At 48.8% G+C, this 15,742-nt stretch carries 17 protein-coding genes and 1 riboswitch; of the genes, 15 read left to right on the top strand and 2 right to left on the bottom strand.

Features of this window, described 5'->3' with window-relative positions; translation table 11 throughout:
- Nucleotides 1-393 precede the first annotated feature (393 nt).
- The 12 genes from OKS35_RS06460 (at nt 394) to OKS35_RS06405 (ending at nt 10,360) form a co-directional block, all read left to right on the top strand.
- On the top strand, nt 394-624 hold the full coding sequence (locus OKS35_RS06460; protein WP_159562579.1) for a DUF1871 family protein: 231 nt from the start codon (nt 394-396) through the stop codon (nt 622-624).
- A 13-nt stretch (nt 625-637) separates the two neighbouring features.
- Complete coding sequence (locus tag OKS35_RS06455; RefSeq protein WP_074036416.1) at nt 638-886, top strand: NifU N-terminal domain-containing protein; 249 nt, start codon at nt 638-640, stop codon at nt 884-886.
- Entirely contained in the window at nt 883-1,683 is an 801-nt protein-coding gene (locus OKS35_RS06450) for a glycosyltransferase family 2 protein (protein WP_264092676.1), read from the top strand. Before OKS35_RS06455 ends, OKS35_RS06450 begins: the two co-directional genes overlap by 4 nt.
- Nucleotides 1,684-1,685: 2 nt before the next feature.
- Entirely contained in the window at nt 1,686-2,180 is a 495-nt protein-coding gene (locus tag OKS35_RS06445; RefSeq protein ID WP_012726802.1) for an Lrp/AsnC family transcriptional regulator, read from the top strand.
- A complete protein-coding gene (locus OKS35_RS06440; protein ID WP_159562577.1) occupies nt 2,177-3,361 on the top strand; it encodes an aminotransferase in 1,185 nt (394 codons plus the stop codon). Before OKS35_RS06445 ends, OKS35_RS06440 begins: the two co-directional genes overlap by 4 nt.
- Before the next feature lie 58 nt (nt 3,362-3,419).
- On the top strand, nt 3,420-4,664 hold the full coding sequence (locus tag OKS35_RS06435; protein ID WP_264092675.1) for a lysine N(6)-hydroxylase/L-ornithine N(5)-oxygenase family protein: 1,245 nt from the start codon (nt 3,420-3,422) through the stop codon (nt 4,662-4,664).
- Between the two features lie 196 nt (nt 4,665-4,860).
- The gene (gene yugI, locus OKS35_RS06430; RefSeq protein WP_074033496.1) at nt 4,861-5,253 is read left to right on the top strand and encodes a S1 domain-containing post-transcriptional regulator GSP13; all 393 of its coding nucleotides are present in this window, start codon (nt 4,861-4,863) and stop codon (nt 5,251-5,253) included.
- 99 nt (nt 5,254-5,352) lie between these two features.
- Nucleotides 5,353-6,345: a Gfo/Idh/MocA family protein gene (locus tag OKS35_RS06425; RefSeq protein ID WP_264092674.1), complete on the top strand. Its 993-nt coding sequence runs from the start codon at nt 5,353-5,355 to the stop codon at nt 6,343-6,345.
- Between the two features lie 74 nt (nt 6,346-6,419).
- Nucleotides 6,420-7,583, top strand: coding sequence for an iron-containing alcohol dehydrogenase (locus tag OKS35_RS06420; protein WP_159562574.1), 1,164 nt, complete (start codon nt 6,420-6,422; stop codon nt 7,581-7,583).
- A 106-nt stretch (nt 7,584-7,689) separates the two neighbouring features.
- Nucleotides 7,690-9,042, top strand: coding sequence for a glucose-6-phosphate isomerase (locus OKS35_RS06415; RefSeq protein ID WP_074036426.1), 1,353 nt, complete (start codon nt 7,690-7,692; stop codon nt 9,040-9,042).
- 99 nt (nt 9,043-9,141) lie between these two features.
- Nucleotides 9,142-9,615: an RNA deprotection pyrophosphohydrolase gene (gene ytkD, locus OKS35_RS06410; protein ID WP_159562573.1), complete on the top strand. Its 474-nt coding sequence runs from the start codon at nt 9,142-9,144 to the stop codon at nt 9,613-9,615.
- A complete protein-coding gene (locus OKS35_RS06405) occupies nt 9,596-10,360 on the top strand; it encodes an alpha/beta hydrolase family protein (RefSeq protein ID WP_264092673.1) in 765 nt (254 codons plus the stop codon). Before ytkD ends, OKS35_RS06405 begins: the two co-directional genes overlap by 20 nt.
- Nucleotides 10,361-10,375: 15 nt before the next feature.
- Here the strand turns inward: OKS35_RS06405 and pckA are convergent, their stop codons facing one another.
- Nucleotides 10,376-11,947: a phosphoenolpyruvate carboxykinase (ATP) gene (gene pckA / locus OKS35_RS06400; RefSeq protein WP_215243795.1), complete on the bottom strand. Its 1,572-nt coding sequence runs from the start codon at nt 11,945-11,947 to the stop codon at nt 10,376-10,378.
- A gap of 322 nt (nt 11,948-12,269) precedes the next feature.
- Nucleotides 12,270-12,389, top strand: a riboswitch (SAM riboswitch).
- 132 nt (nt 12,390-12,521) lie between these two features.
- Here pckA and metK point away from each other — a divergent pair.
- Complete coding sequence (gene metK, locus OKS35_RS06395; protein WP_012726792.1) at nt 12,522-13,730, top strand: methionine adenosyltransferase; 1,209 nt, start codon at nt 12,522-12,524, stop codon at nt 13,728-13,730.
- Between the two features lie 37 nt (nt 13,731-13,767).
- Here the strand turns inward: metK and OKS35_RS06390 are convergent, their stop codons facing one another.
- Complete coding sequence (locus tag OKS35_RS06390) at nt 13,768-14,286, bottom strand: hypothetical protein (RefSeq protein WP_196430939.1); 519 nt, start codon at nt 14,284-14,286, stop codon at nt 13,768-13,770.
- A 165-nt stretch (nt 14,287-14,451) separates the two neighbouring features.
- Between OKS35_RS06390 and OKS35_RS06385 the strand changes: the two genes are divergently transcribed.
- Complete coding sequence (locus tag OKS35_RS06385) at nt 14,452-14,922, top strand: GNAT family N-acetyltransferase (RefSeq protein WP_159562569.1); 471 nt, start codon at nt 14,452-14,454, stop codon at nt 14,920-14,922.
- 88 nt (nt 14,923-15,010) lie between these two features.
- Nucleotides 15,011-15,724 (top strand): alpha/beta hydrolase, encoded by a 714-nt coding sequence (locus tag OKS35_RS06380; RefSeq protein ID WP_074036433.1) that lies wholly within the window; start codon nt 15,011-15,013, stop codon nt 15,722-15,724.
- Nucleotides 15,725-15,742: the final 18 nt, after the last annotated feature.

Below are 15,742 nucleotides of genomic sequence, written 5' to 3'. Positions count from 1 at the left end.
ATCATAAAACACCTATATTTAGTTTTTCAATCCTTGACATTCTGGAATGTGCCCGTCACCTTTTTGCTTTTGCTCCAAAAGGGCTTCATGACCCAATTTGAGACAGAGAACTGAGATGAAAAAAATTTATGTATTGTCTTTGCTTGTTTTTTCACAAATTGATGAATTCGATTTCATCACTCTTGATGAAACATTTCATCCGTTTGTTTGAGGTGGAATGGATTGTATTTGACGTTACTTATCAAAATACCTGCATATTCATTTCATACTAGATATAGTGTTCTGATGAATCAAGAAATATGAATCCATTTGTCAAGGCTGGTATCCGAGTAAAAAGTAAGGTAGATTGGTGAAGTAGGACATGGAATTTCAGCGAAAAGAAGGGTTTAACAAGTGCGTACAGAAGACTTATTATTAACATGGGACCCACTCGGTTATGGGGCAGGTTCATACGGACCGGAGTTTGATGAAGTCATGATGGCATTAACCTATGTCGATTCTACCGAACAATTGACCGAAGTGATTCGCCGAACGCTTCTTGAAGCGTTCGATGCGTGTCCACCAGAAACAGAGATTTTCGAGATGGCGCAGCGACTCCTCGCATCGTCATCTTGCCAACTATAAGGAGGAACCAATAATGTTACGAATTGATCCAACACCGAATCCGAATGCGATGAAAGTGACACTTCCAGAGAACGTGTTTGGCGCCAAGAGTCAAAGTGTGAAGGCGGGCGAAGCGACAGATCAACCGCTTCTCGCCAAGTTAGTTGAAATCGAAGGCGTGGAGAGTGTCTTTGCTTATGGTGACTTTGTGACCGTATCAAAGGAGAACGGTGTGAGCTGGGAAGCAATTCTTCCACTCGTTGAGACGGCATATCGCGGATGAAACCGATTGTCTCGATTGTCATTCCGGCTTATAAGCGCGAGACGGAACTGACGGAACTGCTTGAAAGTCTAACGGTCCAAACGTTTCAGCAGTTTGAGGTCTTGGTCATGAATAATGAAGGGCCGCCAAAACAACACCTTTTGGCGCCTTTTTTGAATCAATTGGATGCACGTGTCATCGAAGTGGGTGAAAACCATCATGTTCGTGCCCGTAATCGTGGTGTTCTCGAAGCGAGAGGCGATGTCATCTTGTTACTAGACGATGACGATTTGCTCATGCCGACACATCTAGAGGCAGGGCTACGCGACCTTCAACAGACTGACCTCGTCTATTCGGACGCTGAGCTGTTCCGCTTCGAATGGAGAGGAGGCCGTCGTGTCGTGACGGACTGGGAACCGTTCGCTTACGCGTTCGATCGAGAGCGGATGCGTCAGGACTCGACGTTTATCCCTTCGGGTACGATGTATCGCAAATCGATTCATGACACGATCGGCCTATTCGACGAAGACGTCTATAACTACTGGGATTGGGATTTCTTGTTAAGGGTAATGGATGCATTCACCGTGTCACACCCGGCGCGTGCGACGGTACTGTACGCGTTCAACGGGACCGACAACCTATCAGCAATACAGGATGAAACGAGACGTCGTTATTTTGATCGTTTTTGTCAAAAGCACGGTCTGACAGACATGGAGATGAAGAATTTCCATATCGTTCAGGAGGAACGACGTTCATACGTGAGACAGACAGAGAGAACGTTCACAGGCGTGCTACCTGGTCGAACGGAAGGAGAATAAGTATGTATTCATCAAAAGAACTTGAGTTGTTAGAATTGTTAGAAGAAAAGGGGTATCTCGAGACGAAGATGTTGGCTGACTTGTTGGCACTCGATGAAGAGACGATTGAGTCGATGCTCGAGAAGTTCAAGCAAGACGGGATTCTCCTTGGATTTCGTGCCATGGTCAATTGGCAAAAAATCAATCGCCACGATGTCACTGCCTTCATTGACGTTAAAGTGACTCCGAAACGAGGGCGCGGATTTGACGACGTGGCCGAGCGTATTTATCGCTTCCCAGAAGTGACGGCGCTTTATTTGATGTCGGGGGCTTATGACCTTCAAGTCGTCATCCGGGCAAACTCGCTTCAAGATGTTGCCTCATTTGTCTCAGACAAGCTTTCGCCGCTTGATTCGGTTTTGTCGACGACAACTCACTTCAAATTGAAGACGTACAAACATGACGGGATCTTGTTCACCCCACAAACTGAAGATAAGCGGTTGAACATCACGCCATGAAGTCTTTATCAAATCAAGTCGTCTCGATGAAGCCATCGGGCATTCGCCGTTTCTTCGACTTAGCACAGACGATGGATAACGTGGTCTCTCTCGGGGTGGGAGAACCGGATTTCATCACACCGTGGAACGTGCGAGAAGCGAGCTATGCCGCACTCGAAGAAGGATATACGGCCTATAGTGCTAACGCCGGTCTCATCGAGTTGCGTGAAGAGATTGCAACTTATATGAAAGAACGCTTTTTAGTCGAGTACGATCCGACGTCTGAATTGATTGTCACGACAGGGGCATCGCAGGCGCTCGATATCGCATTCCGTGCCCTTCTCAATCCAGGGGACGAGGTCATCGTGGTCGAACCGGCATTCGTTTCATATGGTCCACTCATCGAGTTGGCAGGTGGAACCGTCGTGCCTGTCGCGTGTCGTCCAGAGAAAGGGTTTCGACTCGATCGGGATGACGTCGAGCAAGCCATCACAGAACGAACGAAAGCGATCTTACTCTGCTTCCCGTCCAATCCAACGGGCGCTACGATGAATGGCGACGAACTCGCGCAAATCGCAGAACTCGCGACAAAGTATGACCTTTGGGTGGTCAGCGATGAGATTTATGCGGAACTTTGTTATGACGACCCATTCGTCAGCTTCGCGACGCTCCACGACATGCGAGACCGGACGATTGTTGTGAATGGTTTCTCAAAAGCGTTCGCAATGACAGGATGGCGTCTTGGCTTCACATGCGCGCCCGAAGTTGTGACACGAGAGATGTTGAAGGTCCATCAATATGGCATGATGTGTGCACCTACGCTCGTTCAATTCGGTGGACTCGAGGCACTTCGGACTCGTGAGCAGCACGTGCCGAGCATGGTGAAAAGTTATCGTCAACGTCGGAACTATTTCATTCAAGCGCTGAACGAGGCGGGATTACCGACGCACGTGCCAGGTGGAGCATTTTATGCTTTTCCTTCGATTCGACATACTGGATTGACGAGTGAGGAATTTGCAGAACGTCTTCTCATCGAAGAACGTGTCGCCGTTGTTCCTGGAAATGCCTTCGGTGAGAGCGGGGAAGGATTCGTCCGGGCGAGTTATGCGACTTCGCTCGAACAACTACAAGAAGCGATTCTCCGGATTCAACGTTTCATGAAACAATTTGAAGTCACAGTAGCCAAGGACTCTCATTCGTGAGAGTTCTTTGGCGTTTTAGCGATATAACGAAAGGGAAAAGACGGGCGAGGTGAAGATGATGAAACGATTTGACTTTGTTGCAATCGGGTGTGGTCCGTATAATCTTGGTCTCATGGCCCTTGCGGAAAAAACTGAACTGCATGGGATTTGCTTTGAGCAACGCGCGGAGATGATGTGGCATGAAGGCATGTTGATTGAAGGGATGACGATGCAAACGCATTATTTACAAGATCTCGTCACGTTGGCGGACCCGACCCATTCGGCGAGTTTTCTGAACTATTTGAGTGATACGGGTCGACTCCAAACATTTATCACGCAAGAACAAGATAAGATTCCTCGAACGGAATACAATCGTTACTTGCGATGGGTTGTAAATCAACTGTCGACGATTCGTTTCAATCATTATGTGTCTGACGTTGTAGTGGAAGAAGAGGGCTTCCTCGTGACCGTCGAATCAGATGGTCGATCGACACAAGTTCATACAAAACATCTCGTCCTAGGGACAGGGGCGGCGCCATTCGTGCCGGACGGGTTTGAACAAGTCATTCATACGAGCGATTATTTGACGTACCGGGACGTCCTCAAAGACCGATATCGTGTCGCGGTCGTGGGGAGCGGACAGAGTGCGGCGGAAGTATTTCTGGACTTGTTGCGTGAAGCGACGGATGAACAACGCGTCGACTGGATCACACGCTCCGAACAATTTGAGTCACTCGAAGCAGGCAAGCTTGGGGATGAAATTTTTAGTGTGGATTATGTCGATTATTTTCATAAGCTACCGTACGACGCTCGGCAAGAGCTACTCGGGTCATTCGAGCGTTTCCGTCATGGTGTCAATCCTGAGACGATGACCTCGATCTATGAGACCTTGTATCATCGGACGGCAGAAGCGGAAGCGACGAAGGCTGATATGATGACACAGGTCGAAGTGGAATCGATTTCTTATGATTGGTTAACACATCGTTTGAAAGGGACCCAACGGTATACGGGAGAAGTGATTGAAAGAGAGTACGATCTCGTTGTCGTGGCGACGGGGTATCGCCCGGTGATCCCATCTTGGATAGATCAGCTCCCGGTTGTATGGGAAGTAGAGGGAGAATGGGCAGTCCGTGACACGTATGAGGTGATCATGAGCGAGTCGCTAGGCGGAAAGTTGTTTACGCACACGAATATAGAGCATTCACATGGTCCGGCTGCGACGAATCTCGGGATGGCAGTCTATCGAAATGCGGTCATTTTGAACGACATGGCTGGAGAAACGATCTATCCGATTCTTCATCAGAAGCCGTTTACGACATTTTGAACAAAAAAAGGCTAGGCGAGTCGCCTAGCGGAATCAGGGGGGAATACTTGAAGTCTTGCTTGATTTGTATTTACCCCGCACTTCGACTTTAAAACATACCAACACGTCAAAAATAATCTTTTTTGCTAAATTCTACACTTTATCGAAAAAAGTATGTTATAGTAAGTTGATGAATTTAGCATAGGAGTTGTTTGTAATGGCAAAATACGAAAAAGATCAAGTATTAACAGGTAAAGTAACAGGAATCCAACCTTTCGGTGCTTTCGTAGCACTCGACGATGAGACTCAAGGTCTTGTACACATTTCAGAAATCTCACACGACTACGTAAAAGACGTAAACGATTACGTTCAAGTTGGTCAAGAAGTTGAAGTGAAAATCCTTGAAGTGGACGAAGCTTCTAAAAAAATCAAGCTTTCAATGAAAGCGACTCAAGAAGCTCCAAAACGCGAGAAGTCTGCGAAGCCAGCTCGTCGTGCGCCACGCCGCAACGAAGCATCTTCAAACTTCAAGCAAGAAGAAGCTCCAGGATTCACAGTCCTCAAAGACAAACTTGAAGACTGGATCAAAAACACAAACTTCAAGAAGTAAGTGTCCCAAGGTGGCCCGTTCTAAACGGGTCACCTTTTTTATTTTACAGGAATCGGCGGATTGAATGACGAAACTGTAAAGCGAATAGGAGGGGATGGCATGAAGATTGGCATCATCGGAACGGGAGGAATTGCGACGAGTGCCCATATCCCGAATTATGTCAAAGCAGGCATGGATGTGGTAGCGGTCATGAACCGGACACGGGCAAACGGGGAACGTGTCGCACGACAGTTCGGCATCCCGAACCTTTATGAGACGGTCGAAGAGATGCTTTCACGCGAAAATCTCGATGCGGTCAGTATATGTACACCAAACGCCTTACATAAAGAGCAAGTGCTGCTTGCGCTTGAAGCAGGATGTCACGTTCTCTGTGAGAAGCCACCGGGAATCTCAGAGAATGAAGCGATCGAGATGTTGGAAGCGGCAAAACGAGCCGGAAAAACATTGCATTACGGATTCCATTACCGATATCGTGAGGATACGGTTCTGTTGAAGCGAATGATTGATGCGGGTGAACTCGGAGACATCTATGCAGCGACGGCGCTCGCGCTTCGACGGCGTGGAATTCCGGGATGGGGTGTCTTCACGAATAAAGAACTGCAAGGCGGGGGTGCATTACTCGACATAGGTGTGCATATGTTAGACCTGGCGCTTCATTTGATGGGATACCCGAAACCGAGAGAGGTCGTCGGTCATGTCGGTCAGTACTTAGGGAATCGTCCTGGTGTCGGCTTGCTGGGGGAATGGGACGCGAGTTCACTCACAGTCGAGGATACGGCGAGAGCGATGGTCACGTTTGAAAACGGAGCATCCTTATTACTCGACGTCAGCTACATGGCCAATATCGAGGAAAAAGATACGATGCGAGTGGAATGTCGCGGCACGAAATCCGGAGCCAGTCTGTTCCCGCTCACACTTCACACGGAGAAATTTGGGGCATTGTTTGACGAGCGACCAGCTTATTTGACTGAACACGACCCGTATGAGCGGCAAATCCGACTCTTCCTTGAGGCCTGTGGAGAAGAGCCGAACTATCGGCAAGCGGAGGAAGCGGTCATCTTGCATCACATCATCGACCGTATCTATCAGTAAGCACGATACTTTTCATTCCGTGAAAACAGGGTATATAGTGTAGGTGTTACATATTTCTATGAGGAGGTTAACTTATGCACAACTTTGAATACAAAAACCCGACAAAACTAATTTTTGGGACACATCAGGTCGAAAAATTAGGTGGAGAACTAGAAGCGCTTGACGCGAAGAAAGTGATGCTCGTCTATGGTGGCGGAAGCATCAAAAAGAACGGGACGTACGATGAAGTCGTGGCCGAGCTTGAAAAAGCCGGTATCTCATACGTAGACTTCTCAGGTGTTGAACCGAACCCACGGATTGAGACTGTACGTCGTGCGGTGAAATTTGCGCGTGAAGAGGACGTTGATGCCTTGCTAGCTGTCGGTGGCGGTTCCGTCATCGACTGCACAAAACTGATTTCAGCAGCGATTCCATATGACGGGGACGCGTGGGACATCGTACTTCGTGAACATATCCCGACAGAGGCGGTACCATTCGGGACAGTCCTTACACTCGCTGCGACAGGGTCGGAGATGAACTCGGGATCGGTCATCACGAACTGGGAGACTCAAGAGAAGTTCGGTTGGGGTCACCCACTTGTATTCCCGACATTCTCGATCCTCGATCCACGTTACACCGTGTCAGTTCCAAAAGACCAGACAATTTATGGCATCGTCGACATGATGAGCCACTGTTTCGAGCAATACTTCCACCCGAACCATGCGCCGGTACAAGAACGCATGACAGAAGGTGTGTTGAAAGCGGTCGTCGAATCGGCACCCAAACTCGTCAACGATTTAGAAAACGTAGACCTCCGTGCCATCATCTTATTCTCAGGTACGATGGCATTGAACGGTGTACTTCAAATGGGTGCAGCCGGTGACTGGGCATCGCACAACATCGAACACGCCGTATCTGCTGTCCATGACATCCCGCATGCTGGGGGCCTCGCGATCCTCTTCCCACGTTGGATGGAACATGTGTTGGATGAAGACAATGCGGCTCGCTTTGCTCGACTCGGTACGGAAGTGTTCGATGTGGAGCCAGGTGCAACGGATTTAGAGACAGGGAAGCGTACAATCGAGGCCATCCGTGCGTTCTTCGATCAACTCGGTGCACCGAACTCGCTTCGTGACTACGATATCGATGAGTCGACATTCGATGCGATTCTTGATTCTGCGATGAAACGTGGTGCATTTGGTCGTTTCCGTACGCTCGAACGGGAAGATGTTGCGCATATTCTCGAACTAAGTAAATAAGGCGATTTCTTGCCTATTTTGCAATAATGATTGAACGAATCTAGACTTTCCGTTTATGATGGGTCATGTATGGCTCTTTTACGAGCGATTTAAAGGAGGAAATGACATGTCAACTGTACGTTTCGATTATTCAAACGCGCTCTCATTCGTAGGGAAGCATGAAATCGACCAAATGCAAGAAACGGTAAAAACTCTCCACTCGGTGATTCACGAGCGGAGCGGTGCCGGAAGTGATTTTCTTGGGTGGGTCGACCTTCCGACCGAATACGATCAAGATGAGTTCGCACGAATCAAAGCTGCGGCGGAACGAATTCGCGAGAATTCAGATGTTCTCGTCGTCGTCGGAATCGGAGGTTCTTACCTCGGTGCCCGTGCAGCGATCGAAATGCTTCAACATTCGTTCTTCAACGTATTGTCAAAAGAAGAGCGCAAAGCGCCACAAGTATTCTATGCGGGCCATAACATCTCTTCAACGTATATGAGAGAGTTGCTTCAAGTGCTTGAAGGGAAAGACGTCTCAATCAACGTCATCTCGAAATCAGGAACGACGACAGAACCTGCGATCGCATTCCGTGTCCTCAAGCAATTCATGGAAGACAAGTATGGTCAAGACGGAGCGCGTGAGCGGATCTATGCGACGACAGACCGTGCCCGTGGCGCCCTCAAGACGCTCGCGGACGCTGAAGGTTACGAGACGTTCGTTATTCCAGATGACGTCGGTGGACGTTTCTCTGTCCTCACACCGGTCGGACTTCTTCCGATTGCCGCTGCAGGAATCGATATCGATGCTTTGATGGAAGGCGCACGCGATGCACAAAACGCCTACAGCTCGCCAGAATTGGCTGAGAACGAAGCGTATCAGTATGCAGTCGTACGTAATGCTCTCTATGCGAAAGGTAAATCGATTGAGATGCTCGTCAACTACGAACCAGCTCTACACTACGTGTCAGAGTGGTGGAAACAGCTTTACGGAGAATCAGAAGGGAAAGACAACAAAGGGATCTTCCCTGCGGCTGTCGACTTCTCGACAGATCTTCACTCGATGGGTCAATACATCCAAGAAGGCCGTCGCGACTTGTTCGAGACAGTCATCCGTGTGAAAGAAGTCCGTCACACAATGAACGTCCCAGAAGACGCACAAGACTTGGATGGTTTGAACTTCCTCGCAGGCGAAACAATCCAATTCGTGAACGACAAGGCGACAGAAGGGACGCTCCTCGCACATACAGATGGGGACGTACCGAACCTTGTCGTCGAATTGCCAGAGATGACACCTTACCACCTCGGTTACTTGTTCTACTTCTTCGAGAAAGCATGTGCAATGAGCGGATACATCCTCGGGGTGAACCCGTTCAACCAACCTGGCGTTGAAGCATACAAAGCGAACATGTTCGCATTACTCGGTAAACCAGGGTATGAAGAACAAAAAGCAGAACTTGAAAAACGCTTGAATCAATAAGAAAACGAATCGGTCCGCGTGTCGGACCGATTTTTTTGTTTGAAACTGGGTGCAGACAAGGTAAAGTGAGAGTAGACAGGGGAAAGAAAGGGATGGACTATGAAGACATTCAAGGATTACTATCATAATCAAGTCGAGTTAAGCTTCACCCATTATCCGTTCTCAGACACGCCGCTCCACGTCTGGGTCGTCGCCCGATATAAGGACAAATGGGTATTGACGAAACATAAGCAACGAGGGCTCGAATTCCCAGGTGGGAAAGTCGAGCCGGGCGAACATGAGGATGCCGCTGCCATCCGGGAAGTATATGAAGAGACCGGAGGCGTCGTCAAGACATTACGATACATGGGGCAGTATCGTGTGCTCGGCCGCGGCGACACCGTCATCAAAAACATTTATTTTGCGGAAATCGAACGATTCGAAGATCATCCCGCAGTCGACGAGACGGATGGGGCCGTCTTGATCGATGTCTTGCCGGACAACCTACTACGGAATCCACGTTACAGTTTTATGATGAAAGACCGTGTCTTACCGGAAACGATGAGGGTGCTCCATGAGCAACACTTGGTTTGATCGGGTCGACGTCTTGCCACCTTATGCCGGTTATCGGGTGACGCGTGGGTGGTATACGACAAATGATGGGGAAGAGGTCGTCGCCTATTCGATTGAACCGAAACGGTCGAACGGACAGGTATTGATGTACTTACGAGGGGGGACGGCACGAATCGGAGACGTCCGGTTGCCGCGACTCATGCAATTTGCGGCACGTGGTTTTCATGTGGTGGCCCCGGTTTATCGAGGCAATCACGGAGGTACGGGAAAAGAAGACTTCGGTGGAGAGGATTTAGAAGACGTACTCTCACTCTATGATCGCGTCCAAACGAGTGGACGACCGATTCATGCACTCGGTTTTTCGCGCGGTGGGATGATGGCACTCTCTCTCGCATCTGAACGACCGGTCACCACCGTCACTTCATGGGCCGGTGTGACGAATCTAGAGTGGACGTATGAAGAGCAGCGCTCGATGCGGAAGATGTTACGTCGCATGACGGGCGGGGACCCTGAATCGGCAGAAACGGCATATACGGAACGTTCTCCGCTCTATAAGGAATGGGGCGCTCCAACGCTGATCATCCACGGTACGGATGATCAGCAGGTCCGATTGCGCCATGCGACGGCAGTCGCCGAGAAATTAGGTGAGCAGGCCGAGTTTTGGGTGCTTCCGTTCGGACACCAACTCCCGTTTTGGGATAAATGGGAGACGACCGAACAAGCGATGGAATGGATGCTACAACAAGCAAAAGCACCGACTCGATGAGTCGGTGCTTTCGTATTAAATGACCAGTGGACCGGCTGCGATGACTGATTCACTCGCTTTCGTGAACCGTGTGAAGTTCTCTTTAAACTTCATCGCGAGTGCCTTCGCCTCGACATCGTAGCGAGCTGGGTCGCTCCAGGTGTCACGTGGATTGAGCACGTTACTCGGTACGCCTTCGATGGCTACTGGAATCTCGACGTTGAAAATGTCATGTTTCTTCGTCTCGACGTCGCGAAGTTGACCGTTGACTGCGGCGTTGACCATCGCACGCGTGTAAGCGAGTTTCATACGTGAACCTTCACCGTATGCACCGCCAGTCCAACCTGTGTTGACGAGGTAGACATCCACGTCGTGTTCCTCAATCAATTTACCGAGCATATCCGCGTAACGCTCTGGAGCGAGCGGAAGGAACGGTGAACCGAAGCAAGTCGAGAATGTCGCCTGTGGTTCTGTGACACCGCGCTCGGTGCCGGCAAGTTTTGACGTATAACCCGACAAGAAGTGGTACATCGCCTGTTCTTTCGTCAGTTTGCTGATCGGAGGCAAGACGCCATATGCATCTGCCGTCAAGAAGACAATCGTATTCGGATGACCTGCGCGAGATGGGAGCATCGCATTGTCGATGAATTCGATTGGATATGCCGCACGTGTGTTTTCCGTCAAGGAAATGTTCTTATAGTCCGGTGTACGATCTTCATTCAACACGACGTTTTCAATCAATGAACCGAAGCGAATCGCATCATAGATTTGCGGTTCGTTCTCACGAGACAAGTTGATCGTCTTCGCGTAACAACCTCCTTCGATGTTGAAGACCCCGTCCGGTGACCATCCGTGTTCGTCGTCTCCAATCAAGTGACGCTCAGGGTCAGCCGAGAGCGTTGTCTTCCCAGTGCCCGACAATCCGAAGAAGAGTGCCGTTTCGTTCGCATCGTTGACGTTTGCTGAACAGTGCATCGATAACACGTTCTGCTCAGGTAGCAAGAAGTTCATGACGGAGAAGATAGATTTTTTAATTTCGCCACCGTATTCTGTTCCCCCGATCAGAATCGTGCGCTTGGCGAATGAGACGAGAATGAACGTCTCAGAGTTCGTACCATCGACCGCAGGGTCTGCTTTATAGCTCGGTGCATAAATGACCGTGAACGGGTCGAACGCACCTTTCGTCGGCCATTCGCGTAAGAACAATTGTTTGGCGAACAGACTGTGCCACGCATACTCCGTAATGGCACGGACAGGCAACGTATAGTGTTCATCTGCACCAGCGGATGCTTCTAGATAATACAGCTTATCCTTCTTTTCTAAATGGTCGAGAACTTTGTCAAGAAGTGCTGAAAACTTCTCTTCTGCGATCGGTTGGTTCACTTTACCCCAATCGACGAGGTTGTTGCTGACTTCATCTTGTACGACGAATTTGTCTTTCGGTGACCGTCCGGTAAAAGCACCGGTGCTGACAGATAATGCCCCGTCTTTTGTCAGTACACCTTCACCATTTTGAATGGCTTCTTCCACCAGCTCTGGAACCGTCAAGTTCCGTAACATGTCGGCACCATTAATTAATTCTTCGATTTTCAGGAGCGTTGTCGCCATCCTGAATCCCACCTTTCCCCTAAATAGATGTGGATGAAATCCGCATACTTCCGCGATTACGATTAATCAGTATGACATTTTTAATTATATGTGACACACTAATTAAACACAAGCGTTTCTTCTCTCTAAGTAAGCGCTTTCTTACAAAGTCATTTTATCACATTCTCTTATCACAAGGTGTTAAAAAAAAGAAACGAAATAAAAAAATGTTTGACGATTCACAAACAGAAATGTTTTGCAAGTCTGTGAAAACTTTTACGAATTCGTCCGATTCCCTTGACATAATCGAGTGTCATTTATATGATGGTTTTCGTAACGGATACTCTTATTCTGAGCGGTGGAGGGAACAAGGCCCTACGAAGCCCAGCAACCGTCCGACATGAAGTCTTGTGCGGAAAAGGTGCTATCCTGAAGCGAAGCCATTAGCTTCGAACGATAAGAGGGTAAGGAAGAACGATTCAACCTTTCCCCATGTATGTCATCGGGGGAGGTTTTTTTCATTACCGTCCCAAAGCAACGCGTAAGGGGAACGAGTACCGTCCACATAATACCCTTATTATAGGAGGTTTTTTGAATGTCAAAATTGAACCGTCGACTTTTTACTTCAGAGTCGGTTACTGAAGGACATCCAGACAAAATTTGTGATCAGATCTCTGACTCCATCTTGGATGCCATTTTAGCGGAAGACCCGAATGCCCGTGTTGCGGCAGAAACGTCTGTCACAACAGGTCTTGTACTCGTAGCTGGTGAAATCACAACGTCAACTTACGTGGATATCCCGAAAGTTGTCCGTGAAACAATCCGCGAAATCGGATACACGCGTGCGAAATATGGCTTTGATGCTGAAACGTGTGCGGTCTTGACGTCAATCGATGAGCAATCGGTAGACATCGCGCAAGGTGTTGACCAGGCGCTTGAAGCACGTGAAGGTCAGATGACTGAAGAGGAACTCGATGCAATCGGTGCAGGAGACCAAGGTCTTATGTTCGGATATGCGACAAACGAGACACCTGAGCTCATGCCGCTTCCAATCTCGTTGGCACACAAGTTGTCACGTCGTCTTGCTGAAGTGCGTAAGAACGGTACGCTCGAGTACCTTCGTCCGGACGGGAAGACGCAAGTAACGGTCGAGTATGATGAGGACAACAACCCTGTTCGCATCGATACGATTGTTATTTCGACACAACACGCTGAAGAAATCACGCTTGAGCAAATTCAAGAAGACTTGAAAAAACATGTCATCGAGGCAGTCATTCCGGCTGAACTCATCGATGCTGAAACAAAATACTTCATCAACCCGACTGGTCGCTTCGTAATCGGTGGACCACAAGGGGACGCAGGTTTGACTGGACGTAAGATCATCGTCGATACGTACGGTGGATACGCTCGTCACGGTGGCGGTGCATTCTCTGGTAAAGATCCTACAAAAGTTGACCGTTCAGCGGCATACGCAGCCCGCTATGTAGCGAAAAACATCGTTGCAGCAGGACTTGCTGATAAAGCAGAAGTTCAACTTGCATACGCAATCGGTGTTGCACACCCAGTATCAATCGCTGTCGATACGTTCGGCACAGGTAAATTGAGCGAAACGGAACTCGTTGAACTCGTTCGCGAGAACTTCGATCTCCGTCCAGCAGGCATCATCAAGATGCTTGACCTTCGTCGCCCAATCTACAAACAAACGGCAGCTTACGGTCACTTCGGTCGTACAGACATCGAACTCCCATGGGAGCAAACAGATAAAGCAGCCATTCTTGAAGAAGGCGCGAAACGTTTCGCGTAATCATCAAAAACGACCTTTCCGAGGAAAGGTCGTTTTTTTATGCTGTCGGTGGTACCTGTTTGTTCGAATCGGATGAAGAATCGGTTGTCGGATCTTGTCCAAGCGCCGTATCCTTCGCTTCGACGACTTTCTCCCCGATGTCCTGTAAGTCCGACTTGGCCTCTTGAGCCGTCTCGACGATTTTAGTGACGTCCTCTTTCACGGTATCGACTTCCCCGACGACTTTTTCGTATACGTTTTGGACATCTGTAGAGACTTCTTGAATCTTTGTCGAGGCCGACTTCACTTGTTCAATGACTTGAGACGCCTTTCCGGCAGGATCTTGTTTCACTTCGTTGACGATGCCCCCGACCGACGATTTCGCATTCGAGAGGGATTGCTTTGTCTGCTCCCGGTTCGAGGAGCTAAGTAAGGCGAGTAGACCACCGACGAGTGCACCGAGCAACATCCCGGTCACGACACTGATTTTTGGACTTCCCCCGTCCAATTGATCGAATTGGCGGTTCGGGTTTGCTGTCTGTTCTACTTTCGGGTCATGTTCTTGTCTAGGTTCCATGTGGTTCCACTCCTTCGTTTGATTGGCATTGGTTGTGTTATACCCTAGAGCAATGTCTACGTAACGTTTTCTGATGAATCGTCATGAAAAAGAAATGAAGGAGCAGGATAAAAACACCGGGATAGGGAATGATACAAATAGATTGGCCAAAAGGGGGAAGCTGTCATGAACATGAGGGAAGCAGTGCCAGAAGATGCGACGCTGATTCGGAACATCGCGCTGGCGACCATATCACAGGATGATTCCAATCGAACGAGAGCGATGGAACGCGCATATCGGCAAGAAGAGATTGTACGAGCAATCAGTTCAAGTGAAGAAGCACGAGAACAGTATTTTATCGTTGGCGAATATGAAGAAGATGTCATCGGATTTTGTCATGCCATCGATCGCGGTGACATGTGGGAGATGCTCCGCCTCTATCTGCACCCCGATTATCATCGAAACGGCTACGGCGCAGCCTTTTTGGCCCACCTTCAATCGAAAAAAGAACAGCCGATGGAAGTGTACGTTGAGAATTCGAATGAGCAAGCAATCGCCTTCCTCTTGCATCAATCTTTCAAAGAAGTGAATCGCATCCAGGAAGAGGTGTATGATCGCCCGATGGAACTCATCCATTTACGATATGACCCGAGCTAAGCCTCCAGACGGATTTTATTTAAACATCAGTTGCGGCTGATGTTTTTTTGATACAATGAATGTAGTCTATAAACGAGGTGACGGCTGTATGGCAAATGAAGAAGTACGAAAAGGAGTCATCGTCATCGTGTATCCGTTACAATTCACGTCACGGATCAGCGAGAACTTTATTCGACGGCTCGAAGACGAGTATGAAGTCATCGTCGTCCGCGAACAATCGATTGGATTGACGGCGGGTGACCATAAGCAACTGATCAAGCGAGCATTGCGCGAGGCAGGAGAATATAAATTACCGATTCATGTCGTGGCATTCAGCCTTGGCGCACTCTTAACGAATCGCCTTTTACAGGAGTACGATGTGCCACTCGGGAGTCTCACATATATCTCCCCATTGTTTGATTGGCATGCCACTCGTCAAATCGGTGGGTTGAAACAAGTCGTCGCAAGTGCTGTCGACCGTTTTCGTCCTGACTTGCCACTCGGGATGATGACATTTACTGGCGGCGGAGACGAGTCGTCCCGATTCGGAGAAATCACATATGCGCAATATCGGGAGATCGAAGAGGAAATCGTCGAGCATCAGGAAGAGAAGAAGCATCTGCCACGCCTTCCGCTCGCCTGTTTCTATGCACCAGACGACCAGTTCGCGGACGTGAAGTTGACGTTGAATGTTTGTCGGAAAATCGGTGGGGATCAAGTGTATATCCGTCGATTGGAAGGATTCCCACACTTCGGGTACGAACGATTGAACACGAAATTCGCGGAAACCCTCATGACGTTTTATGAATTGATTCAAGAATGACAGAAGGCGACTCTAGTG

Origin of the sequence: Exiguobacterium sp. N5, from assembly GCF_025842465.1 — a bacterium.
Taxonomy (GTDB): Bacteria; Bacillota; Bacilli; order Exiguobacteriales; family Exiguobacteriaceae; genus Exiguobacterium; species Exiguobacterium profundum.
The sequence above is the reverse complement of the archived record's forward strand: the minus strand, read 5'-3'. Positions and strand labels throughout refer to the sequence as shown.